Genomic DNA, 24307 nt, shown 5'->3' on the forward strand with positions numbered 1-24307 from the left:
CATGGATAAGAAACATGATGGAATCTCTGGCGAGGTTGCTTCACCCCACCCCAACCCTCCCCTACTACACGTAGGGGAGGGGGCCGATCCGGCAAGCTAAAAACTTCCCCGGACAGCAGTGGACCTTCGCCGGAATGACGTTGAAGCAAGACCGGCTTTTTCGCAATGGCAGTGCGTTACAAAGGTGGTGTGATGCACTGGCGAAGGAACTTGGCTGCGACGATGCGTTGTCGCTGATCCTGGATGCCTTGGAAAAGGGATTTTGCCGCACTCAATACAGACGATAGCTTCACTTTAAAAGAGGGATAGTCCCTGCTATCAAGCGGTGGAGGTGCAGCCAAGTCATGACATCGATTTCTTCCGAACAGCGCCTGCAGCACTTGGAGCGTCTTTGCGGACAGCTGCTGGCGCAGAATCACCGGCTGATCGAGCGCAACGCCAAGCTACTGCTGGAAATCCAGGCGATGCATCGTGAAGGCAGCGTGACCTTGCCGTTGAGTAATGTGGCGCGCATACCACTGCCGCCGCACCTTCACCCGGTCCGCTCAACGCGGTGATTGGTTCGAGGTGATGAGTTCGGTGCGGGGAACAATGGTCACCCGCGGCGAAGACATCTTACGGCTGATCGCACCAACGATGCCGCAGGCGTCCATATCCGGGGGCGCCTGCGGTGGGGCCTAGGGAATGGCCGCAAAAATCAGTGGGATGACAATGAGGTGGAGCGGGCAAGCAGGCCATTGAGGCAGCCGAACAGCTCGTTCAGATGCACCGGTTTCTGCAAGCGTTCCAGATGGGCGTAGTCGCGCGGAATGGCGTCGCCGTCGTAGCCGGTGGTGAGCACGATCGGCACGTTGTCGGCCATCAGCCGGTCGGCCAGCGGAAAGACGCGTTCGCCGTTCAAGTTCACGTCGAGTACGGCTACGTCTGCCTTCGCTCCTGCGTCCAGGGCTTGCATCGCGCTGGCGACGTTCGGGAACGGTCCCACCACGCGTACGTCTTCCATTTCGAAGGCGGAGCACAGCGCATCGGCGATCAGATATTCGTCTTCCACCATCAGAACCCGCTTGCCACTCAGCTGATAGGAAGCCATATGCCACCTTGCGGCTAAATGTTCTATTTACATGCCGCTTCGCTTAGGCAGCGTGTATGGCAGTGGAAAGATATGTCGCGATGCTGGTGGCATGTTGATGGATGATGCATTCGGCCTCATGCACATGGAGACCCACTCCTCTGTTGCAGAGGTGAATGAGGTTTACTTGAGTTCCTCTCCCGAGGAAAAAGGAGCGCTGCCTTCACTCAGCACGGGCACCGACATCAAGCACCGCGCACCGTCCGGCAACAACTCATAACGCGTCTTCGCCTTCAACTGATACGGCAACGCCCGCTCGATCAATTCACGCCCGTAGCCTGGCGGCGCGGAATCATCAAGCTGCACATTGGGTACGCCGGTTTCCTGCCAATACACGTGCAACATCGGTGGCTCTCCTTGGGGATGCTCCACTTCCCATCGCACCGAAAGATGCGCAGCAGGGTGGGCGAGCGCGCCGTACTTCACGGCATTCACGACCAGCTCGTGCAGGGCCAGGGCAAACGTCTGCAGAGCGGACGAACGCAGGCGTACACCGGTCGGGCCATCCAGCGTGATCTGTTGCAGCGTTACCGCATGCGCCGCAAGTTCGTTTTGCAGCAAGCCGTCGAACGTAACCTTTTCGCCTTGCTCCAGCCGTGACAGATAGACCTGTACGCGGCTGATCGCATCCAGCCGTGCCGTGAACACCTCAGCGAAGCCTTCCAGCGTACTGTGCTTGGCCAGCGTGCGATCGAACAGCACACGGATCACGCTGAGCAGATTGCGTGTGCGATGCTGCAATTCGGTATTGAGCACGTGAAGCTGGCCGGTAAGCGCCTCGCGCAGCGCATCCCCTGCGTTCACCCATTCAGCGTCGGCGGTATCCAGCAAACGCCGTGCAAGCTCCGGGTGCTGCGCCATCAGCATGATCATGTCCGACTCGTATTCCAGGTCCGGATGCGTTTGCGTCCAGTAGTGGGCCGTGCGTACAAAGGCCAGAAAAGCCAGCAGGTACTCCAGGTTTTTGCCGCCCACGGCATGCTTCACGGCGACGCGTGCCTGCGCCGAGCGTGCGGGCACGACGAACATGACGGTCAGCGCATCGAGCAGGTCTTCTTCGCCCCTGGTGTGCGGAGCAGGCATGTCCCTGGGTTCGGCGTACCCTTCCAGCTGCGTGATGGCGGCTTCCAGGCGCATGGCATGGGGCACGGGACGGCTCAGCCATTGCAGTACCTGCTCGATGGTCTCCGTCGCAGCCTTGGCATCGCCGGCGGGATAGCCCTTGCCGAGCAGAAAGCCCGTGTGGCGGACGATGCAGTAGCGCACCTCGCAAAAGCGCGACAAATGCACGAACAACCGCTCCTTGAACAGCGACGGCAGTGGATTGTCCATATACGCCGACTTGGCCTGTGCCCATAGCTGTTCGGCCAGGCCAGGAGCTTCGGAGGCGGTTTGGAAGAAATGCGGCACCAGGCCCATGCGTTCACGTACTTCGCGCTCGAAGCGGTTTTCCCGCATGGCGTCTTATCCCCCTCGGCGTAGCGATGTCATAGCGAGGTGCCAACGCTCGCGCAACGCGGCGAACGGCAGGAATCGCTTGATATCGTGTTGTGATGACACAGCAAGCTTGCGCACTGGCGGCGGCTCACAAAGCATGCGAACCGTTTTTTGCAGCACAGTTGAGAGAGGGCGCCGACGCAGTGCCATACATTCAGACCAAAGCTTGCCGTTCTTGTTTGTTCTTGTTCTTCTTCTTTGTTGCAGAAATCGACTACTCACCCCCAGCATTGCGCACGCAATGCCTGGAACGGGAGCACTGTGGCATGGCATGTCTCAACACCATGCACACGCGCTGTTAGTGAAGGCTTCACTGTTTTTGCGGTTCACGCGGTTTGCACGGCCGGGTACGAAAGCGTGCGTACTCGCCGTTGACAGCATGAAGGTGCCTACCGCACAGATTGATCGGGATTCCCGCGTGCTACGGCCAAGTTGTGTGTCGTCGCCTGAATGATGAAGCGCGCGACATGCCGCATGACGATGTCTGAATGCAGGAAACAGGAAGTCGTAAACACCGATTCCAGCGATCCATCAATACCCCTAAAAAAGCAGGGTAAAACGTGATTTGGATCGATCCATTGCCGCGACCGCAAATGAAGAAACATTACCTCTCGCCTGCAATTTCGTAATTGCCCGACAAAAGACCAAGCCGCAGCATCCATATCGCACTCATCGGCGACAGATCATTAACGTTTAGGGGATTTGCCGCTGGGTGCATCTGTCGGGCCATGGCCCGAAATGACAACAACAGCCGATAGGCCAAGGCCTGCCGGCGCGGGTAACTGCGGGGAGAACAAAAGCTCATGATCGGTAAGGTGCAAGCATCAGAAATGCACGGCGTCGAACGTCCTGTGCGATACAAGGCCATGTCCAGCGCCCGGCTGGCGGTGGCCGTGGCAATGGGATTGGCGTTCACGTACGGCTCTGTCTCCGTGCATGCCCAGGATGCGGCACCCGCTTCCGGCACCGGTAGCGCATCGGCGCAGACGGGTGCGGTCAATACCAAGACCAAGACCGGAACCGAGGCCAAGAAACAGGAACAGGCCAAAGCGCTGGCCGCGGTAACTGTCACCGGTATCCGCGCGAGCCTCGAAACCGCGCAGCAGCTGAAGCAGAACGCCGACCAGATCGTCGACTCCGTTACCGCGGTGGACATCAACGCCTTGCCCGACCGCAGCGTGACGGAAACCCTGCAGCGCATCAGCGGCGTGACCATCGATCGTTTCGTTTCGCCCAACGATGCGGACCATCCTGCCGGCGAGGGCAGCGGCGTGATGATTCGCGGCCTGACACAGGTTTCGAGCCAACTGAACGGGCGCGACACCTTTTCCGCCAACAGCGGGCGCGGCCTGAGCTTTGAAGACATCCCGGCCGAATTGATGGCCGGCGTGGATGTTTACAAGAACCCCAACGCGGAAATCATCGAAGGCGGTATCGGCGGCACGGTGAACCTGCGCACGCGCATGCCGTTCGATGCACCGGGACAGCAGATCGGTTTCTCCACCGGCGTCAACGAAGGCGATATCTCCAAGAAGAGCAAGCCGTCCGCATCGTTCCTCTACAGCAATCGCTGGAAGACCGAGAGCCTTGGTGAATTCGGCGCCTTGATCGACCTTTCCTATTCCGAGCTGTCGCAGCAGACCGATGGTATCCAGCTCGAGCCCTTCACGCGTCGCACCGACGCGGCGGCGACCGCCGGCAGTGGCTTGAGCACGGTGTACGTACCGGGCGGCGCGGACTGGCGCACGCTGGATTTCAACCGCCGGCGCATGGGTATCGCCGGTGCGCTGCAATGGCGGCCGACCAATAATCTGGAGTTCTACTCGCAGCTCGTCCGCTCTAGCTACGACATGAGCTGGCTTGAGCACGGCGCTATTTTTGCCGACAGCAATTTTGATATCACGCCGGCCTCCGGCACCGACTTCAATTACAACGGCCAGGGCATTTTCCAGAGCGGCTACCTGAATTCCGATACCTGGCGCGGCAACTACCCGGCCAGCCAGAACGGCGTGGCCTTCAACGGCGATACCCGCTATCAGGTGCAGAGCACGACGACCACCGATTGGTCGAACGGCTTCAAGTACAACATCAACGACCACATGGTCTTGAGCGGCGATCTGCAGCTGGTGAAGTCCTACAGCAACGAGACCGATTTCACCGTCTTCAGCCAGACCTATCTGCCGGGCGTATTCCTCAGCACCAACGGCAGCCATGGCTTGCCCATGGTGACGATCAATCCCTCGACCTATGTCGACAACGCCGCTAACTACTTCTGGTCCGCAGCCATGGACCACAAGGAGAACGAAAACGGCATGGAGCGCGCTGCTCGCCTCGACCTCGAATACGATTTCGAGGACAGCAAGTGGCTGCAGTACATGAAGTTCGGCGTGCGCGCCACCAGCCGCAGCGAAGACAATGTGAGCACCGGCTACAACTGGGGTCCGATCACCCAGCCGTGGGCGACGATCGATACGCCGAGCGGCCTGGCGACGATGAACAGCAGCCTGCCCAACTATGCTTCGCTGTATTCGTTCAGCGGTTTCTACCGCGGCCAGGTCACGGTGCCTTCGCTGTACTTCCCCATCAGTTCGCTGGCGACCAACTACTCGCAGGCCTACTCGATCCTGAAATCCATCGAAGCATCGGGCGGTTGGAAGCCGGTGCAGATCACCCCTGGCGATCTCAACAATCAGGGCGAGAAGACGCAGGCCGCCTACGGCATTCTGTATTTCGGCAACGATGATGCGCTGGGTATCCCGGTCGACGGCAACATTGGCGTGCGCCTGGTACGCACCAGTGAAAGAACCAACGGCGAAGGCCAATACCCGAACCTGTCCGGCAACGACCTTCCGCCAGCGCTGATGGCGGAATACACCGGCCAATATTTCGGGCTCAGCGGCAGCGGCCATTACCAGAATGTGTTGCCCAGCTTCAACCTGCGCTTCAAGTTGACGGATGACCTGCAGTGGCGACTGGCGGCGTCGAAGGGGATGACGCGTCCGGATTTCACCCAGATGCAGCCGTTCCTTTTGCTGGGTGCGACGCTCAACACGGACAAGACCGCTGTCACGCAATGGAACGGCACGGCCGGCAATCCCGACCTGAAGCCGATGATCGCCAAGCAATACGACACGGCCTTGGAGTGGTACTTCTCACCGACCGGCGAGCTGTACACCACCGCCTTCTTCAAGGACATCGGCAACTACATTGCCCAGGAAACCTATACGGAGACCTACAACAACCAGCAATGGTCGGTGACACGCCCGTACAACATTGGTACCGGCATGGTTCGCGGCGCCGAGGTGGGCTACAACCAGTTCTTCGATTTCCTACCAGGCGCGCTGAAAGGCCTGGGCGCGCAAGCCAACTACACCTATGTGCACAGCGAAGGCGGCATCAATACGGCTACCAGCCCGTATGGCGGGGCCGTGGTCACGGGCTTCCCACTGCCGATGGTCGGCCTGTCCAGAAACAGCTTCAACGTGGCCGGCATCTACCAGCTCGGCAATTGGCAGGCACGCTTGGCTTACAGCTGGCGTTCGCGTTACCTGCTCAGCACCAGCGACGCCAACACGCACTTGCCGATGTGGTCGGACAGCTATGGCCAGCTCGACGCCTCGGTGTTCTACACGATCAACAAGAACGTGCAGGTTGGCTTGACCATGAACAACCTCACCAATTCGACGGTGAAGACGATCATGGGTCCGACCAGCTACGGCAACGGTATCGTGGATTACAACCTGTACCCGCGTGGCTGGTTCACCACCGACCGCCGCTACGAGCTGCTGATGCGAGTCACGCTCTGATGAAGCGATGTGTCACTCCCTCTCCCTCGTTTCATAACGGGGGAGAGGGTTGGGGTGAGGGGCGAATCTCGCGACAAACCCTTATCTCGTTCCGTCAACGGCTCGTAGGTTGGGGTGCAAACCCCAACATCGCCATCTCTACGCACACGGTCATGTTGGGGTTTGCACCCCAACCTACGAATGCTTGCCGACAGGACGGCAAGGCCAGCACAGGCTCCTTCCAAATGTTCAGACACGTTTGCGCTGCTGCTTGCTCACTGTTCGTTGCCATCAACTTACACGCCAGCCAACCCACCGCCGTTCCCTACCACTTCACCAGCGTGCGCATCGGCGGCGGTGGTTTCGTCAGCGGTCTGGTCTACCAACCCAACGCGCAAGGCTTGCTCTACGCACGTACGGATGTCGGTGGTGCGTATCGCTGGGATCAATCTTCCATGCGTTGGACGCCGCTGACCGATTGGCTCAGCGCGGCGGACAACAATTTGATCGGCATCGACAGTCTTGCCATCGATCCACATGATGCCGATCGCGTGTACCTGTTATCCGGCACCTATAACGATCCGCGTGTGGGCAATGCCGCCGTGTTGCGTTCAACCGACCGCGGTGCGCATTTCCAGCGTACCGATCTGCCATTCAAGATGGGCGGCAATGAACTGGGACGCGGCGACGGCGAACGTCTGGTGGTGGATCCGAACGACGACCGCATTCTGTTTCTTGGTTCGCGCGACGCAGGCTTGTGGCGCAGCGACGACTACGGCGCGCACTGGACGCGCGTCGAAACCTTTCCCAGCGTGGCGACCTCGCCATCGGCCAGCGCCAAGGGCAACTGGCGGCGACAAGCCATCGGCATCGTGTTTGTGGTTTTCGATCCGGCCAGCGGTTCGCCTGGCAAGCCCACCAGCGCGCTGTATGCCGGCGTTTCCACCCAGGAAACGAGCCTGTTTCGTTCCATCGATGGCGGACGCACCTGGCATCCCGTATCCGGACAACCGGTCGGCTTGCGGCCCAACCACATGGTTCGCGCCAGCGACGGCGCGTATTACCTGAGCTATGGCGATGAGCCTGGCCCCGACACCATGCACGACGGTGCGGTATGGAAATACGAACCTGCCGCGCAACGCTGGACCGACATTACGCCGCTGCCGCACGTGGTCGGTACGCCGAGCGGTTACGGCTGGGGTTCGGTGACCGTCGACCCCAGCAACCCGAACGTGGTGATGACAGCGACCTTCGCGCATTACACGCCCAAAGACGAACTGTTCCGCAGCACCGATGGCGGCCGTCATTGGCAGGAAATCTTTGCGCATTCGCAATTCGACTACCGTGATCCAGTGTGGGTGCGCGAGCACACGCCGCATTGGCTGGCATCCCTTGCGATCGATCCGCATGATCCCGACCGCGTGTGGTTCGTCACGGGTTACGGCGTGTGGATGTCTACCGATATGCGCAGTGCCGATCATGGCGGCGACGTGCACTGGCAGTTCCAGGATCGCGGCCTGGAAGAAACCGTGGCGCTGGATTTGATCAGCCCACCGCAGGGCGCGCATCTGGTCTCGGCGATCGGCGACCTGGATGGCTACAAGCACGACGATCTTGACGTCGCACAGCTGCAATTCACCGCGCCGCCGCGTTATGCGAATACCGAAAGCATCGACTTTGCGCAAAGCAAACCGGCGCTGATGGTCCGCAGCGGTTACCTGCGCAAGCCGTTCGATCCGGCGATCCGCGCTGCGTACTCGGAAGACGGCGGTGCGCATTGGCATGCTTTCGCCAGCGAGCCTGAACCATCGGGAGAGGGCGCAGGCACCATCGCCGTGGCGGCCGATGGCTCGGCCGTACTGTGGTTGCCGCGCGATGCTGCGCACGCGTATCTCACGCATGATTTCGGCAAGCATTGGTTGACCGTGAATGGTCTGCCGCCGCGGGCGCGCGTGCTGAGCGATCGTGTCGATGCGCAGCGTTTCTATGCGTACGACGGACACGCGAAGCAAGTGCTGGTGAGCCGTGATGGCGGCACACATTTCCAGGTGATCGGCGGTGCATTGGGCGATCGGGTGAAACACGGCTATGTCGCGTGGATGCGCGCGGCGCCTGATGCTGCCGGCGTGGTTTACGTCGGCGGACAAGGCATAGGCCTGCTACGTGCACACGATGATGGCAGTGCGTTGGCGAAGCTGGGTGAGCTGGCCGACGTGCATGATTTCGGTTTCGGCAAATCGGCACCCGGCAGTGCATCGCCTACCGTGTTTGCCGCGGGGCAGCTGGGCGATGTGTATGGCCTTTATCGTTCCACCGACGATGGCGCGCATTGGTTGCGTATCGATGATGATGCGCATCGTTACGGCGGCCAGCGGCTGGTTACAGGTGATCCTCGCGTGTTTGGCCGGGTGTATTTCGCGACGAGCGGGCGGGGCGTGTTTTATGGCGATCCGGTGGAAGCGAAGCAGCCGTGAGCGCATCGATTGCTTTTTGCCGTCGTTCCCGCTTTCGCAGCACTGCTGCCCGTGGAAGTTTCGTAGTACCTCACCGTCATTCCGGCCTCCGCCGGAATGACGATTTGCCCTGAAACAGCATCGACGTGGACATCGAGTTCGGAGCACAACATGCATACCACCTTACGCCGTCAAGTGATGTACGCATGGATGGCTCTGGCCACGCTCTTCGCCCTCGGCCTCTCCCTGCCGTCCTCCGGCGCTGAAGCCCCGAACGGCATCCCACACATCGTCACCGAAAACGGCCGTCATGCATTGATCGTCGACGGCAAGCCCTTCCTGCTGCTCGGCGCGCAGGTGAACAACTCGAGCAATTGGCCCGCCATGCTGGATCAGGTATGGCCGGCCATCGACCACGTGCAAGCCAACACGGTGATGGTGCCGATCGCGTGGGAACAGATCGAACCCACCGAAGGGCATTTCGATTTCGGCTTTCTCGATACGCTGCTCACGCAGGCACGCGAGCACAAGGTACGTCTGGTGCTGCTGTGGTTCGGTACCTGGAAAAACAACGGCCCCGCTTACGCACCTTCCTGGGTAAAGCTGGACAACAAGCGTTTTCCGCGCGTCATCGCCAAAGACGGCAAGCAGCTTGGTTCACTCTCGCCGCTCAACGCCGCCACGCTGGATGCCGACCGCAAGGCCTTCGTGCAATTCATGACGCATCTGCGCCAGGTCGACGGTACGCAGCACACCACCATCATGGTGCAGGTGGAGAACGAATCAGGCAGCTACGGTACGGATCGCGACTACTCGCCCGCTGCCAACCAGGCTTTTGCCGGCCAAGTGCCTGCCGCACTGCTGAACGCGGCCAACAAGAAACCGGGCACGTGGACGCAGGTGTTCGGCAAGGATGCGGCTGAAGATTTCTACGCGTGGGAAGTTGCGCATTTCATCGGCCAGGTCGCCGATGCCGGCAAGGCCGTGTATCCCTTGCCGATGTATGCCAATGCAGCGCTGCGCGATCCGCTGCATCCCGGCCCGCCAGGCAGCTATTCCACCGGCGGTCCCACTGACAATGTCCTCTTCATCTGGAAAGCAGCGGCACCCGCGCTGGATGTGCTGGGGCCGGATATCTATCACCGCGAGTACGCGTTCTACACCACCGTGCTCGATCGCTATGCGCGGCCGGACAATCCGCTGATGGTCGCCGAAACCGGCAACGATCAAGCTTACGCACGCTATATTTTCGCCACGCTCGGCAAGCAAGGCTTGGGCTTTGCGCCGTTCGGCATCGACTACACCGGTTACGTCAATTGGCCGCTGGGCTCGAAAAAGGCAGACGACGAGGCCTTCGAGCCGTTTGCGATGAACAACCGCCTGTTGCGGCCGATGGGCGAATTGATTGCCACGCTGAGTCTTGCCGGCAAGGTGTGGGGTGTCTCCGAGCCGGAGCACGAGCACAGCCAAGTGGTGGATATGGGCGATTGGCGCGTCAGCGTGTCGTATGGCCTGTCGCAGTTTGGCAACGGTACACCGCCGGGCAATTCACCGCCGAAGGGTGGCGTGCTGATTGCGCAGCTCGGCAAGGACGACTATCTCGTCACCGGCTATTTCGCACGCGTGGATTTCATGCCCGGCAAGGGCAGGGAACACGAGCACTTCATGATGGAGCGCGTGGAAGAAGGGACGTACGACAGCCAGGGACGTTGGAACTTCATGCGGTTGTGGAATGGCGATGAGACGGATTGGGGGCTCAACTTCACGGATCGGCCGCAGGTGTTGCATGTGAAGTTGGCGACATATTGATCAAAACACCCGTGGGCTGCATGTCTTCCATGCCGTCATTCCCGTGAAAGCGGGAATGACGGCAAAGAGGAGCGAGGCATCGCGATAGAACTTAAGGAAACTTTGCTACATGCAACACCGGATTCTGAAACAACTCGCCTTGTCGCTCTGCGTTGCTCTCGGCGTGTATTCCACCGCCTACGCTGATAACACCACTCCTGCTCCGGACGACCCCGCCGTCGAGCAGCGCGTCGACACCATGCTCGCCAAGCTCACACTGGAACAAAAAGTGGAACTGCTCGGCGGCGTGGACAACTTCTTCACGCATGCCGAACCGAACATCGGCTTGCCGGCGATGACCATGTCCGATGGACCTTATGGTGTGCGTGCGCCCGGCCCGTCCACGGCCTACATGGCCGGCATCGGTCTGGCGGCATCGTGGGACCCGGCACTGGCCAAGGATGTCGGCGCAGCGATGGGGCGTGATGCGCGCGCGCGCGGCGTCAACTTCCTGCTCGGTCCCGGCGTGAACATGTATCGCGCGCCGCAGAACGGCCGCAACATGGAGTACTTCGGCGAGGATCCGCTGCTGGCCGGCAACATGGCGGTCGGCCTGATCGAAGGCGTGCAAAGCCAGGGCGTGGTAGCGACGGTGAAACACTTCGCCGCCAACAATTCCGAATACGATCGCCGCCATCTCGACACGCACATCGACGAACGCACCTTGCGCGAAATCTATTTGCCGGCATTCGAAATGGCGGTGAAGCAAGGCCACGTCGGCGCCGTCATGAGCAGCTACAACCTGGTCAATGGCGATTATCTCGCGGAGAACCGCGCGATCAGCGACGGCATTCTCAAGAAGGATTGGGGTTTCAACGGCATCTTCATGTCCGACTGGGGCGCGACGCACGATGGCCTGAAAGCCTTCAACGCTGGCCTCGATCTTGAAATGCCAGCCCCGGATGCCATGAAGCCCGAGCTGATCCTGGACAACCTGCGCAGCGGCAAGCTTTCGCAAGCAATGCTGGACGATAAGGTGCGTCGCATCCTGCGCACGGCCTTGCGCTTCGGCTTTCTCGACCGGTCGCAAAAGGATCTGTCGTTGCCGCTATACAGCCTGCAGAACGACCAGGTGGCGTTGACGAATGCACTCGAAGGCCTGGTGCTGCTGAAGAACGATCACCACGTATTGCCGTTCGATGCGAGCGTCAAGACGCTCGCGGTGATCGGCCCCGATGCCGACCCGGCGATCAGCAGTGCGGGTGGCAGTTCGCATATCGACACCTTCCAGGCGCAAAGCGTGCTCACCGGCATCACACATCGGGTGGGCGACAAGGTGAACGTGCTGTACAGCCGCGGCTTGCCGTCGGCGATGGAAGTGTTCAAGAAATCCACCTTCAGCACACCGGACGGCAAGCCCGGATTGCTCAAGGAAACGTTTGCCAACGATGCGTTCCAGGGCAAGCCCAGCAACAGCGCGGTGGATCCGCAAGTGGATCTATGGAAACCAGAACTGTGGACCACACCTGCCACGCAGCGCCAAAGCATTCGCTGGACCGGCCGCTTCATGCCAACGCATGATGGCCAATACATGTTTCTGACGGCGGCCGCCAGCGAAGATACTTACACGCTGTACGTGGACGGCAAGCCGGTGATCATGCAGCCGCATCGCGAAGGGCAGGCGCCGCTATACGCCACGCTGAGCCTGCATGCGAACCAGCCGGTGTCGATTCGCTTGGACTACAAGCCCGACGTCGATTACAGCCGTATGGGTTTCGGTGTAATCGCCATCGATGACCTGATTTCCGCGGATACGAAGAAGATCGCCAAGATGGCCGATGCGGCGGTGGTGGCGGTCGGTTTCGATCCTACCTCCGAAAGTGAAGCCTACGATCGCACCTTCCAGTTGCCATGGGGGCAGGAGGCGTTGATCGAGGCGATGGCGGCGATCAACCCCAGGACGGTAGTAACGGTGACCTCCGGCGGCGGTTATGCCACGGATGGTTGGCTCGACAAGGTGCCGGCGCTGCTGCAGAACTGGTATCCGGGGCAGGAGGGCGGTACGGCGATAGCGCAGGTGTTGTTCGGTGAGCATTCGCCGGAAGGCAAGCTGCCGATCAGCTTCGAACGGCAATGGGCCGACAACCCCACGCACGACTGGTACGACGCACCGTCGCATCCTGCCGGCACGAATCCGTCGGTGACGTATGGCGAAGGCGTGTTCCTCGGCTATCGCTGGTACACCAGCCATCCTGACAAAGCACAGCCGCTGTTTCCGTTCGGCTATGGCTTGTCGTACACCAGCTTCCGTTTTGCGAATCTCGCGACGAAGACGGTGGCGCCGGACCAGGTGGAGGTGTCGTTTGACGTGACCAATACCGGCGAGCGTGACGGCGCGGAAGTGGCGCAGGTGTATGTGGGTGATCCATCCGCCAAGGTGGCGCGTCCGGCGCGTGAGCTGAAGGCGTTCCGCAAAGTGCGCTTGAAGCCTGGCCAGACACAACATGTCACGTTGCAGCTCGATCGGCGTGCGTTCGCGTATTACGACGTCACGCATCACGACTGGCAGGTCGATCCGGGCTTGTTCAAGGTGTATGTAGGTGATGCGTCCAATAACACGCCCTTGGCAGCGTCACTGACGTTGAAGCATTAGTTCGTAGGTTGGGGTGCAAACCCCAACATGGCCGAGGCGGCACGGTTGGGTTACGCTGCGCTAACCCAATCAGTGCAGACAGATGAGCGACAATCCCGTCACCATTCTGGTCGCTGACGACCACCCGATGTTTCGCTCGGCGGTCGTGCACGCATTGCATGCAGTAATCCACGGGTGCGTGGTGCTGGAAGCCTCCAGCCAAAGCACGCTCGAAGCGTGCCTTGCCGCGACCCCTGACATCGACTTGGTACTGCTCGACCTGACGATGCCGGGCGCCATCGGTTTCTCGTCGCTGCTATGGCTGCGTGCCGAGCGGTCCGACGTGCCGGTGATCGTGATCTCGTCCGACGATCGTCCGCGCACCGTGCGCCGTGCGCAGCAGTTCGGCGCGGCGGGTTTCGTGCCCAAGGCTGCGCCGGCGGAGGATTTGAACCAGGCTGTGCAGCAAGTGCTGGATGGCGGTCTGTGGTTCGAATCCACGCGTGCCGAACGCAGCGAGCAGGATGCGGCGCTCGCCGCGCGCTTTGCACAATTGACGCCGCAACAATTCCGGGTGTTGATGCTGATGGCGGAAGGCCTGCTCAACAAGCAGATTGCCGACCGGCTTGGATTGGCGGAAAACACCGTGAAAATTCACGTGACGGCGGTGTTGTCCAAGCTGGATTGCCGCTCGCGTACGCAGGCGGCGGTGCTTGTCAAATCGTTGGATGTGGAAGAGGGTGACGACGGAGCGCTTCCTGCGTAGGTTGGGGTGTAAACCCCAACATCATCCTGTTGATCAGGGGCGCAATGTTGGGGTTTGCACCCCAACCTACGATCCAAGCAACAACTGCATCATCATCGCCCGCAATCTCGCCGGCGACAGCGGCAGGTTTGTGGTGTGCACACCAGCTTGCCGCAATACATCGCGCAAACTGGCTTCCTCCTTGCCAAGAAACGCAACGATCGGCGTTTGCCGGCCCGAGCTGGCGAGCTTCATCAGCGCCAGGATCGGCTCCCACTGCCCATCCACCAGTATCAAATCGGGTGCCGGCGATGATGTCGCGGTGATGGCTTCATCGGCCCTGGCCCATTCGAATACCTGGCAACCCCACGCTTGCAGCATCGTCGCTGTTTTCTGCCGCAAGTGGGCATTCTCCTGGACCAGCCAGATAGTGCGGTTTTTCAGCAACGAATCGCTACTGTCATCGTCACGCATTTGAGCGGCATGTTGCGGCGGCTGTGCCAAGGCCACCGTAATGCCGAAAACGCTGCCTCTGCCAGGCGATGAGCGGACGAGCAACGGGTGATCGAGCAAATGAGCAATGCGTTCGACAATGGAAAGACCAAGCCCGGCACTGCGTTCATCCGCATCCACGGCCGTATCCAGCCGCCGAAACTCCTGGAAAATAATGTCGAGCCGATCCTCCGGTATGCCGATGCCGGTGTCCCATACCTCGATGCGTATCGCTTGTCCGATGCGGCGGCAGCCGAGCAGGATGCGTCCTTGCGGCGTGTAGTGCAGCGCATTGGAAAGAAAATTCTGCACCGCTCGCTGTAGCAGGGCAGGGTTGCTGCGCACCCAAGCCGACGTGTTGACGAAGGAAAGCTGCAAGCCTTTCGCCTGCGCCATGATGCCGAACTGGCCGGCCAGCTCCTGCAGTAGAGGTGACAACGCGAATACCTTCAGTTCCGGCGTGATGGCCCCTGCATCCAGCCGTGCCAGGTCGAGCATGCTGGTGAGCTGGCTATCCAGTGCTTGCAGCGAACGCTCGATTCTTTCCACGACACCGGCATCCGTCGCGTCGGATTGCTTCAGGGAGCCAGCAAACAACCGCGCAGCATTCAACGGTTGTAGCAGATCATGCACGGCGGCGGCGACGTAGCGCGTCTTGTTGCGATTGGCACGTTCTGCTTCTGCCTTGGCGGCGCGCAGATCCTGTGTGCTTGTTTCGATGCGGTGTTCGAGCGTATGGGTCAAGGTACGTAATTCGCGCGCGGCTTCCTTATATAAAGCGATATCGGCATAGCTGGTGACGAAGCCGCCACCCGGCAGCGGGCGGCCGCGTATTTCAAGCAGCACGCCATCGGGACGTTCGCGTTCGACCATATGCGGGCTGCCTTGGCGCAGGTAGTTCAAGCGGCGCTGGATGGCATCGTCAATATCGCCAGGGCCAAGCAAGCCGCGCTTGGCGTTGTAGCGGAACAGCTCTTCGACCGGCTGACCTGCTTTAAGCAACGAATCCGGATAGCCGAACAGCTCGGCATACCGCGCATTCCATGCGATCAGGCGCAGCTGGGTATCGATCACGCTGACCCCTTGTGGCAGGCGTTCGAGCATCTCAGGATGGCCGGCCATGGCTTGCAGCGCGGCATGCACCAGGCTGTCTTCCTCCGAACGCAGTGCGCTGGCGTAATGCGAAATCAATCGCTCCAGGTCGCGACGGCTACGTTGATGCAGCTGTGCAGCGCGCACGCGCTGCTGCAGGAACAGCGCAAGCAGAATCGCCACCAGCCAGATGCTCAGCGCGAGGATCGCGGCACGGTAGGCGGCGAGGGTGGCAGGATACGCATCACACAGCAGATGCAAAGTCCATTGCTGCGAGGGCAGCGAGATGGATTGCCAGACGACATCATGCGAGAGGCCGGGCTGGTCGACATGCACCAGGTGCCCGCCTGAGGCAAGCGCGGACAAGGTGCGCAGCGATGCGGGTGGCAACAGGCTGTTGCCGTATTGGCGGGTGCGTGCGAGCGTGGATTCGACGCTGGGGCCAAGCGACGTCAGCGGCCGGTAGATCCAGGCCGGCTGATTGCTGAGAAACACCACGTCATTCGCATCGCTCAACAGCACGGTGTCACCGCTGCTCACCCATTCCTTTTCGAGCGTGTCGAGCGGAATCTTGATCACGATCACACCAATGCGCTGGCCTTGATCGTCATGCAGCGCCTCGGAGATGAAATAACCAGGAAGATTGGTGGAAATGCCGATGCCGTAGAACTTGCCGACGTCATGCTGCATCGCTTGCTGGAAGTAGGGGCGAAAGGCGTAATCGAGCCCCACGTTGCTGGACGGCTCGTTCCAGTTGCTGGCCGCGATGGCCACACCGTGGCGATTGATCAAGGTGAGCGTGGAGACGTGCGTGGCACCGTTCGCAACCGTCAGTTTGCGATTGAGTGCATCGACATGGATGGAGGCCGGCTCCGACACGGCGTCGCGCAATTCCGGATCGAGTGCCAATACGGTTGGCAATACGCGATAGCGGTCCACCAGGCGCTGCAAGGCGAGGGCGCGAATTTGCAGCTGATTTAGTGCCTGCTCGGAGAGTTGTGCCAGGGCGTGTTGTTTTGCGTACCAAGCAACAGCCCAGGTGCTGGTGCCGATGGCGGCAATCACGGCCATCAGCAGCAAGGTTTTCAGCGTTTTGGGATGGGGCGTTGGCATGCGCGCGCAGTTGTGCCAGCAATCGTAGGTTGGGTTAGCGCAGCGTAACCCAACAGCGTCAGTGCGAGCATGTTGGGTGCCACGACCCATGTTGCCCTTTGATCGTTGCCCAGGCTTTTGTCAGGGCGACGAGTTCTCCGCTAGCCAGAAAGTACTAGTCGCAAAGTACTAACCTCATGGTGTTATTCAACACAGCGTCAGCCAGCGGCATGCTGTTCCCCGGGGACAACCAACAACACGCCGATGCGCGCAGGACCATTGGCATAACGCACGTTTACGGGGAGAGCTTCACATGCCGAAAACAAGGCTCACCATCAGCGCATTGGCGATCGCCTGCGCGTTGGCGTCTTCACCATCCTGGGCCGACAGCGGCTCGGACCCGTCGAACAGCCTCACGATGTATGGCATCACGCTGTACGGCACGATTGACGTCGGCGTGTCCTATCAGAGCCATGGCAGTGCCTTCAGCGATGCGGCCGCCACCAACGTCAACAATTTTCTGATCAAGGCCAGCAACAAGCCGAACACCTCGCTGGCCTCCAACGGCATGAGTATTTCCACCATCGGCATCAAAGGGCGCGAACCGCTGGGTGCGGGCTGGTGGGGCATTTTCCAATTGGATACCGGTTTTCTGCCGGCCTCGATGACGCTGATCGATGGCCCGCGCTCGCTGGCGGTGAACAATGGCGTGCCGCTGGCACAGCAAAAATCATGGGGTGATTCGTCGCGTGCCGGTCAGGCGTTGAACGGCCGCGCCTTTGTGGGCGTGGAGTCGCCGGGCTACGGCACGCTGACCTTCGGCCGTCAAAGCACGCTGCTCAACGACGAAGTGTGTAAATACGATCCGCTGAGCTGCTCGCTGGCCTTTTCGTATGTCGGCTTTTTTGGCTCTACGGCAGGCACCGGCGATACCCAGGACCGCGCGCTCGACGGTACGTTGAAGTACACCGTGACGAACGGGATTTTCCACGGTGGTGCGATGTATCAGTTCGGCAACGCCAGGGAGCTGTCCAGTTCGCGCGGTACGGCGTATCAAGTGGATATGGGTATTACCCAGGGCCCGTGGTCGGTGAATGCCGTGCTGGCGCACAAGAACGATGCCATTTTGTTTGGCACGCTGAGTGCGGCGCAGGTGGCGGCGTTGTACACACCCGGTTCGTCCACTTATGGCCTGCCAGTCGATAAGGCGCTGCCTGGTACCGTGTCGGACAACACTTCTTACACGTTCCTGGGCGAATACAACGCAGGCAGGGCGAAGTTCTTCGGCGCCTACGAGCATATCCGTTACGTCAATCCTTCCTCACCGCTGCCGGTCGGCAGCCAGACGATTGGCGGCTACTTCGTTGTTCCGAATAACGATGCGTTTCCACGGCCCAAGATTTTCGAAGTGGCCTGGGTAGGCATGCGCTATGCGCTGACACCGTCGTTGGATGCCTTTGCCGTGTACTACCGCGCCATGCAGAGCAGCTACGCGAAGGTCAGTTGTTCGGATAGCAGTTCGGCGCAGTGCAGTGGCCATTACGACGCGCTGTCGTTGGTGCTGGATCAGCATTTCGGCCGGTTCTTCGATGTGTATGGCGGTGTGCAGTGGTCGAAGGTTTACGACGGCATGGCCAATGGGTATCTGCAACGGGCGTCGTTTGATCCGACGGTGGGTGTGAGGGTTGTGTTCTAAGACAGTCCCGTATCTCTCCGCGCCGTCATTCCCGCGAAAGCGGAGGCGCTTTACAACGGCGAATGCCGGTCAATCCATCGTTGCTTTTGCCTCAGAGCAACATGGATTCCCGCTTTCGCGGGAATGACGGCAAGGGAGTTCAACGTCAGCAATCAGCAGGATATTTTCATGAATTCCGTACCAGACATTGACACTGCCCGCGCACGCAACACCGTCCTCGCCGCGTTCCTCGGCTGGACGCTCGACGCGTTCGATTTCTTCATCCTGATCTTCACCTTCGATGAAGTCGCCAAGACCTTTGGTGTAAGCATCACCAGCATCACGGTGGCCATCACCTTGACGCTGGCGTCGCGTGCGGTCGGTGCGTTCATCTTCGGCCGCATGGCGGACCGCTACGGCCGCAAGCCGACGTTGATGCTGGTGATCGTGCTCTACTCGCTGTTCGAGTTCGTAAGCGGCCTGGCTTGGTCATATGTATCGTTCCTGGTCATCCGCACCTTGTTCGGTATTGCCATGGGTGGCGAGTGGGGCGTGGGCAGCTCGCTGGTTATGGAGACGATCCCGGCGCGCTGGCGTGGCTGGGTATCGGGGCTGTTGCAGGCCGGTTACCCGGCGGGTTATTTCCTGGCGACGCTGCTGTTCGGGCTTTGCTATGCCACGCTCGGCTGGCGCGGCATGTTTTTCGTGGGGGCGGCGCCTGCGCTACTGGTGTTCTTCATCAATGCCAAGATCCATGAAAGCCCGGCGTTCGAAGTGATGCAGCAGCGGCCCAGGAGTTCCTTGCTGCAGATCGTAAAGGCCAATGCGAAGCTGACGGTTTACGCGATCGCCATGATGACCGCATTCAATTTCTTCTCGCATGGCACGCAGGATATTTATCCCAAACTGTTCCTCGGCAAGCAGCTGGGTCTGCCGCATGCCACGCTTACCAATATCGTGTTGGTTTACAACGTGGCCGCGATCCTCGGCGGCCTTTTCTTCGGCATGCTTAGCCAGAAAATCGGCCGCCGCCGTTCGATCATCCTGGCTTGCGTATTGGCTTTGCTCGCGGTGTATCCGTGGTCGCATAGCCGCGACGTGTACATGCTGTGCACAGCGGCGTTCGTCATGCAGTTCGGTGTACAGGGGGCTTGGGGTGTCGTGCCTGCGCATCTCAATGAATTGTCGCCAGCGGAAATTCGCGGCACGTTTCCGGGGTTCGTCTACCAGCTGGGCAATTTCCTCGCCGCCATCAACCCGGTGCTGCAGGCGGAAATCGCGCAGCGGCATGGGCAGGATTACGGCTATGCGTTGTTGCTGGTGGCGGGCAGCGTGGCCGTGGCGCTGATTCTGTTGATGGCGTTTGGGCCAGAGGCGCGCGGCGTGGCGATGGCCGCTTCTGCTCCCTCTCCCCTTAGGGCGGAGGGTTGGGGTGAGGGAGCGAGCTTGCCTAGAAGTTGAAGGCTCGTAGGTTCGCAATCCAACCTGCGGCTCGCGGCAAAATCGCCGCAGCCCTCAATGGCTGCGCACGCTTCCCCTGGCGTTCTCCATGTACTGCCGCGGCGTGCAATTGAATTCGCGCCGAAACACCGCGTACATGTATTGCAACGAGGTAAAGCCGCTGCGCACGGCTACGTCGCTCAAGGGAATGGACGGATCCGTAAGCATCTGCCGCGCCATTTCCAGCTTGTGCTCGAGAATGGTCTGGTGCACCGATTGCTTAAGCTCACGCTTGAAGTGTTCTTCCAACAGCGTGCGCGAGATGCCGACGTAATCGGCTACCTGCTCGGTCTTGATGCCAAGGCACGCGTACTGGCGGATGTAATGCTTGGCGCGCATCACGTAGGCACTCTTCAGCGGTTGATGCAGGCTGGTGGCCTGCACGTTGATGCCCACAGGGGGCACCAGCACGCGGGTGGTTGAGCAATCCCCGCCGTGCAGCATCTGGTGCAGAACCTGGGCGGCCATGCGGCCCATTTCTTCGGCACCTTGAATCACTGAGGTAAGCGGAATGCGGCACAGCAATTGTGCGATGGGGTCGTTGTCGATGCCGACGATGGCGATCTGCTCGGGAATCGGCACGTCCGCCACGATGCAGGCTTGCAACAAATGCCGCGCGCGTGCGTCGGTGGTGGCGATGATGCCGATCGGCTTGGGCAAGGAGCGTACCCATTCCACCATTTCTTCCTGCGCGCGGCCCCAGCCGCCTGCGCTGGTGGAGGAGCCGCGGTAGACGCTGCCTTCCAGCCCATCTGCGCGGACCATTTGCATAAAGGCCATTTCGCGTTCGTGCGCCCAACGGTTGCCGGGGCTCGGCGGCAGGCCATAAAAGGCGAAGCGCTGCAGGCCTTGTTCGATCAAATGGTCGTAAGCCAGTCGAACCAGTTTTTGGTTGTCGGTGGCTACATAGGGAATGTTGTGCGGGTAATGCGTTTCGTCCGCGTAGGATCCGCCGACAGCCACCACCGGAATAGGCATCGAGGCCAATGCCTCGCAAACGACCGGGTCATCAAAGTCCGCAATGATGCCGTCACCGCGCCACTGATGGATGCCCACCGTGCGGCTGCGGAAATCCTCTTCCATGAAAAGGTCCCATTTCACGCGGGTGGACGTGAGGTATTGGCCGATTCCGGCAATCACCTGCCGGTCGTACACCTTGTTGGCGTTGAAGAGGAGTGCGATGCGATGTGGCTTCGTCATGAGCAGCAACCAGGCACGGCCACGCGTGCCGTGACAAAACGCTAACAGTTCGCAGGATCAGGCACATGACGCAACGCGACAAAGAAAAACCCAGTGCCGATGGCGGATTTCGCAATTGCGGGGCCAAGGAGTGAACTGCAGCATCGGGGGCATAGACAGGAGCACCACATGAGTTACTTCGACCACATCTCCCCCATTCAACAGGCCGGGGCGGCCAAGGACGCCCTGGCTTTTCGTCATTACGACCCGGCGCGCATGGTGCTGGGCAAGCGCATGGACGAACACCTCCGCCTGGCCGTGTGCTATTGGCACAACTTCGTATGGCCCGGTGTTGACATGTTCGGCCACGGTACCTTCGGCCGTCCCTGGCATGAAGCCGGCGACCCGATGCAGCGCGCACGCGAGAAAGCCAACGCCGCGTTCGATTTCTTCAAGCGTCTGGGCACGCCGTTTTACACCTTTCATGACACCGACGTGGCGCCGGAAGGCAACAGCCTGCCCGAGTACGTGAGCAACCTTTCCGCCATGGTCGACGTGCTGGCAGCCAAGCAGGCCGAAACCGGCGTGAAACTGCTGTGGGGCACCGCCAACCTGTTCAGCCATCCGCGCTACGCTGCGGGCGCGGCCAGCAATCCGCAGCCGGAAGTATTCGCCTGCGCCGCTACGCAGGTGTTCCACGCCATGGCGGCCACGCATCGCCTGGGCGGCGCCAACTACGTGCTGTGGGGCGGCCGTGAAGGCTACGACACCTTGCTCAATACCGATCTGAAGCGCGAGCGCGAGCAGCTCGGCCGCTTCTTCCGGATGGTGGTGGAGCACAAGCACAAGATCGGTTTCAAGGGCACGATCCTGATCGAGCCCAAGCCGCAGGAGCCCACCAAGCATCAATACGACTACGACACTGCCACGGTGTACGGCTTCCTCAAGGAGTTCGGCCTGGAGCAGGAAGTCAAGGTGAACCTGGAGGCCAACCACGCCACGCTCGCCGGCCATTCGTTCCACCACGAAGTGGCCACGTCGATCGCGTTGGGCCTGTTCGGCAGCATCGATGCCAACCGCGGCGATCCGCAGAATGGCTGGGATACCGACCAGTTCCCCAACAGCGTGGAAGAAATGACGCTGGTGATCTACGAGATTCTGCGCCATGGCGGCTTCACCACCGGCGGTTTCAATTTCGATACCAAGGTGCGTCGCCAGAGCAGCGATCCGGCCGACTTGTTCCACGGCCACGTCGGTGCATTCGACACGCTGGCGATTGCTTTGGAGCGCGCCGCCAAGATGATCGAGCGCGATGCGCTGGCCGAGTTCAAGGCCAGGCGTTACGCCGGCTGGGATGCGCCATTCGGCAAGCAGATCCTGGAAGGCAGTTTCTCGCTCGAATCGCTGGCGCAAGAAGCGGTGCAGCGCGATCTGCGTCCCGCGCATGTTTCAGGTCAGCAGGAACACCTGGAAAACCTCGTCAACGCTTATATCTACAGCTGACGCATGTTCCTCGGAATCGATCTGGGTACCTCGGCCATCAAGGCTGTTTTGATCGATGCTGCCGGCAAAGTGCGCGCCACGGCGTCGCATGCGCTGAGCCTGTCGAATCCGCAACCGCGCTGGTCGGAACAGGACCCGCACGAGTGGTGGCAGGCGGCGCAGTCGGCCATCGAGCAACTGCTGGCCGAGGCGGGCAGGGAAGGCATCGCCCCTCGCCAGATCGCCGGCATTGGCCTGAGCGGACAGATGCACGGCGCCACCGTGCTGGACAAGGCCGACCGCGTGCTGCGCCCGGCCATCCTGTGGAACGATGGCCGCTGCGACGCGCAGTGCGTCGACATGGAAAGCTGGCCGGGTTTTCGTGAGATCACCGGCAATCTCGCCATGCCCGGCTTTACCGCGCCCAAGCTGCTGTGGCTGCGCGAGCATGAGCCGCAGGTGTTCGAACGCATCGCCAAGGTGCTGCTGCCCAAAGACTACCTGCGGCTGTGCTTGACCGGCGAATACGCCACCGATGTTTCCGATGCAGCCGGCACCCTGTGGCTCAATGTCGCGGAGCGCCGCTGGAGTCAGCGCATGCTGGAGTTGACTGGCTTGCCGCAGGACGCCATGCCATCGCTGCACGAAGGCAATGCCGTCACGGGCTACTTGAACCCGGCATTGGCTGAACGCTGGGGCATGCAACGCGTGCCGGTTGCAGCAGGCGGTGGCGATAACGCAGCGGGTGCGGTCGGCGTCGGCATCGTGCGCCACAAGCAGGCGATGTTGTCGCTGGGTACCTCGGGTGTGTATTTCGCCGTCTCCGATGGTTATCTCGCGCGGCCGGAGCAGGCCGTGCACAGCTTCTGCCATGCCTTGCCGGGTACCTGGCATCTGATGTCGGTGATGCTCAGCGCTGCGAGCTGCGTGGACTTCACGGCGAACCTGACCGGTTATGCCGACGTGCCAGCACTGCTTGCCGACGCGGAACGCACCGTAGCGCGCAGCAATGCCCCGTTCTTCCTCCCTTACCTCAGCGGCGAACGCACGCCGCACAACGACGTGCATGCGGCCGGCGCCTTCACCGGATTGCGGACGGATACCGTGCGCGCGGATCTTGCCAACGCCACGCTCGAAGGCGTGGGGCTTGGTTTGCTCGACGGCATCGAAGCGGTGGATGCGGCCGGCTTGCAGGCAAATGACATCACCGTGATCGGCGGCGGTTCGCGCAGTGCGTATTGGACGCAGATGCTGGCGGACATCATCGGCCGGCCGCTGACCTTGCGTGCGGGTGGCGAAGTAGGTGCTGCGCTCGGTGCGGCGCGCCTGGCGTATCTTGCCGCGGAGCCGGGTGCGGCGTTGGAAGATGTATGCGAAATGCCTGAAATCACCGCAGTGCGCGAACCGGATGCGGCGCGGCATGCTTATTATCGCGAGCAACGGCAGCCGAAGTTCCGGGCGTTGTATCGCCAGCTGGCTGGTGTATATCGGGTAAGAGGGACGACATGACGAAGCGTGATCTGCTCCCTCTCGCCTTCGGGGAGGGCATTTTGTCTTTGCCCTTTTCCCAAGGGAAAAGGAGTGGGCTGAGGGGCTGTGCGGAGCGTTACGCCTATTTCTTGCATCCAAAGGCTCATTCAACGCGCTCGTCATTCCGGCGAACGCCGGAATCCAGTCCCAATACGCCGTGCGAAGCACCCGGCATAAAAGATGCGGTGTCCTTCGGACGCATATTTAAACTGGATTCCGGCGTTCGCCGGAATGAC

Annotated in this window: 14 protein-coding genes; 10 read left to right on the plus strand and 4 right to left on the minus strand. The window is 60.6% G+C overall.

Features of this window, described 5'->3' with window-relative positions:
* Positions 1-344: 344 nt before the first annotated feature.
* Positions 345-557, plus strand: a complete 213-nt coding sequence (locus tag IEX75_RS14550) for a hypothetical protein (RefSeq protein WP_188795012.1) — start codon at positions 345-347, stop codon at positions 555-557.
* Between the two features lie 140 nt (positions 558-697).
* Here the strand turns inward: IEX75_RS14550 and IEX75_RS14555 are convergent, their stop codons facing one another.
* Both IEX75_RS14555 and IEX75_RS14560 read right to left on the minus strand, forming a co-directional pair.
* Complete coding sequence (locus tag IEX75_RS14555; RefSeq protein WP_188795013.1) at positions 698-1090, minus strand: response regulator; 393 nt, start codon at positions 1088-1090, stop codon at positions 698-700.
* A 162-nt stretch (positions 1091-1252) separates the two neighbouring features.
* Positions 1253-2587, minus strand: a complete 1335-nt coding sequence (locus IEX75_RS14560; RefSeq protein ID WP_188795014.1) for a sensor histidine kinase — start codon at positions 2585-2587, stop codon at positions 1253-1255.
* Between the two features lie 905 nt (positions 2588-3492).
* Between IEX75_RS14560 and IEX75_RS14565 the strand changes: the two genes are divergently transcribed.
* The 5 genes from IEX75_RS14565 (at position 3493) to IEX75_RS14585 (ending at position 14050) form a co-directional block, all read left to right on the plus strand.
* Complete coding sequence (locus tag IEX75_RS14565; RefSeq protein WP_423373292.1) at positions 3493-6432, plus strand: TonB-dependent receptor; 2940 nt, start codon at positions 3493-3495, stop codon at positions 6430-6432.
* Positions 6433-6656: 224 nt separating this feature from the next.
* Positions 6657-8885: a WD40/YVTN/BNR-like repeat-containing protein gene (locus IEX75_RS14570; protein ID WP_229720836.1), complete on the plus strand. Its 2229-nt coding sequence runs from the start codon at positions 6657-6659 to the stop codon at positions 8883-8885.
* A gap of 150 nt (positions 8886-9035) precedes the next feature.
* Positions 9036-10673, plus strand: coding sequence for a DUF5597 domain-containing protein (locus tag IEX75_RS14575; RefSeq protein ID WP_229720837.1), 1638 nt, complete (start codon positions 9036-9038; stop codon positions 10671-10673).
* 109 nt (positions 10674-10782) lie between these two features.
* A complete protein-coding gene (locus IEX75_RS14580) occupies positions 10783-13305 on the plus strand; it encodes a glycoside hydrolase family 3 C-terminal domain-containing protein (protein WP_188795015.1) in 2523 nt (840 codons plus the stop codon).
* Positions 13306-13387: 82 nt separating this feature from the next.
* Positions 13388-14050 (plus strand): response regulator, encoded by a 663-nt coding sequence (locus IEX75_RS14585; protein ID WP_188795016.1) that lies wholly within the window; start codon positions 13388-13390, stop codon positions 14048-14050.
* 66 nt (positions 14051-14116) lie between these two features.
* Here the strand turns inward: IEX75_RS14585 and IEX75_RS14590 are convergent, their stop codons facing one another.
* The gene (locus IEX75_RS14590; RefSeq protein WP_188795017.1) at positions 14117-16726 is read right to left on the minus strand and encodes a hybrid sensor histidine kinase/response regulator; all 2610 of its coding nucleotides are present in this window, start codon (positions 16724-16726) and stop codon (positions 14117-14119) included.
* Positions 16727-17018: 292 nt separating this feature from the next.
* Here IEX75_RS14590 and IEX75_RS14595 point away from each other — a divergent pair, with 292 nt between their 5' ends.
* Together IEX75_RS14595 and IEX75_RS14600 are read left to right on the plus strand one after the other, a co-directional pair.
* Positions 17019-18401 (plus strand): porin, encoded by a 1383-nt coding sequence (locus tag IEX75_RS14595; protein ID WP_188795018.1) that lies wholly within the window; start codon positions 17019-17021, stop codon positions 18399-18401.
* Positions 18402-18569: 168 nt separating this feature from the next.
* On the plus strand, positions 18570-19841 hold the full coding sequence (locus IEX75_RS14600) for an MFS transporter (protein ID WP_188795019.1): 1272 nt from the start codon (positions 18570-18572) through the stop codon (positions 19839-19841).
* A 54-nt stretch (positions 19842-19895) separates the two neighbouring features.
* On the opposite strand, the gene IEX75_RS14605 is transcribed toward IEX75_RS14600, so the two are convergent.
* Positions 19896-21080 (minus strand): XylR family transcriptional regulator, encoded by a 1185-nt coding sequence (locus IEX75_RS14605; RefSeq protein WP_188795020.1) that lies wholly within the window; start codon positions 21078-21080, stop codon positions 19896-19898.
* A gap of 168 nt (positions 21081-21248) precedes the next feature.
* On the opposite strand from IEX75_RS14605, the gene xylA reads away from it, so the two are divergent.
* Positions 21249-22562, plus strand: coding sequence for a xylose isomerase (gene xylA / locus IEX75_RS14610; RefSeq protein ID WP_188795021.1), 1314 nt, complete (start codon positions 21249-21251; stop codon positions 22560-22562).
* 3 nt (positions 22563-22565) lie between these two features.
* A complete protein-coding gene (gene xylB / locus IEX75_RS14615) occupies positions 22566-24050 on the plus strand; it encodes a xylulokinase (protein WP_188795022.1) in 1485 nt (494 codons plus the stop codon).
* The last annotated feature ends 257 nt before the right edge of the window (positions 24051-24307 follow it).

It is taken from the genome of Dyella nitratireducens (assembly GCF_014642835.1).
Classification (GTDB): Bacteria; Pseudomonadota; Gammaproteobacteria; order Xanthomonadales; family Rhodanobacteraceae; genus Dyella_B; species Dyella_B nitratireducens.

Excerpts from the sequence above, each read along its gene's own strand:
- IEX75_RS14550 (WP_188795012.1), top strand. The coding sequence starts at position 345 with ATGACATCGATTTCTTCCGAACAGCGCCTGCAGCACTTGGAGCGTCTT.
- IEX75_RS14555 (WP_188795013.1), bottom strand. The coding sequence starts at position 1,090 with ATGGCTTCCTATCAGCTGAGTGGCAAGCGGGTTCTGATGGTGGAAGAC.
- IEX75_RS14560 (WP_188795014.1), bottom strand. The coding sequence starts at position 2,587 with ATGCGGGAAAACCGCTTCGAGCGCGAAGTACGTGAACGCATGGGCCTG.
- IEX75_RS14565 (WP_423373292.1), top strand. The coding sequence starts at position 3,493 with ATGTCCAGCGCCCGGCTGGCGGTGGCCGTGGCAATGGGATTGGCGTTC.
- IEX75_RS14570 (WP_229720836.1), top strand. The coding sequence starts at position 6,657 with ATGTTCAGACACGTTTGCGCTGCTGCTTGCTCACTGTTCGTTGCCATC.
- IEX75_RS14575 (WP_229720837.1), top strand. The coding sequence starts at position 9,036 with ATGCATACCACCTTACGCCGTCAAGTGATGTACGCATGGATGGCTCTG.
- IEX75_RS14580 (WP_188795015.1), top strand. The coding sequence starts at position 10,783 with ATGCAACACCGGATTCTGAAACAACTCGCCTTGTCGCTCTGCGTTGCT.
- IEX75_RS14585 (WP_188795016.1), top strand. The coding sequence starts at position 13,388 with ATGAGCGACAATCCCGTCACCATTCTGGTCGCTGACGACCACCCGATG.
- IEX75_RS14590 (WP_188795017.1), bottom strand. The coding sequence starts at position 16,726 with ATGCCAACGCCCCATCCCAAAACGCTGAAAACCTTGCTGCTGATGGCC.
- IEX75_RS14595 (WP_188795018.1), top strand. The coding sequence starts at position 17,019 with ATGCCGAAAACAAGGCTCACCATCAGCGCATTGGCGATCGCCTGCGCG.
- IEX75_RS14600 (WP_188795019.1), top strand. The coding sequence starts at position 18,570 with ATGAATTCCGTACCAGACATTGACACTGCCCGCGCACGCAACACCGTC.
- IEX75_RS14605 (WP_188795020.1), bottom strand. The coding sequence starts at position 21,080 with ATGACGAAGCCACATCGCATCGCACTCCTCTTCAACGCCAACAAGGTG.
- xylA (WP_188795021.1), top strand. The coding sequence starts at position 21,249 with ATGAGTTACTTCGACCACATCTCCCCCATTCAACAGGCCGGGGCGGCC.
- xylB (WP_188795022.1), top strand. The coding sequence starts at position 22,566 with ATGTTCCTCGGAATCGATCTGGGTACCTCGGCCATCAAGGCTGTTTTG.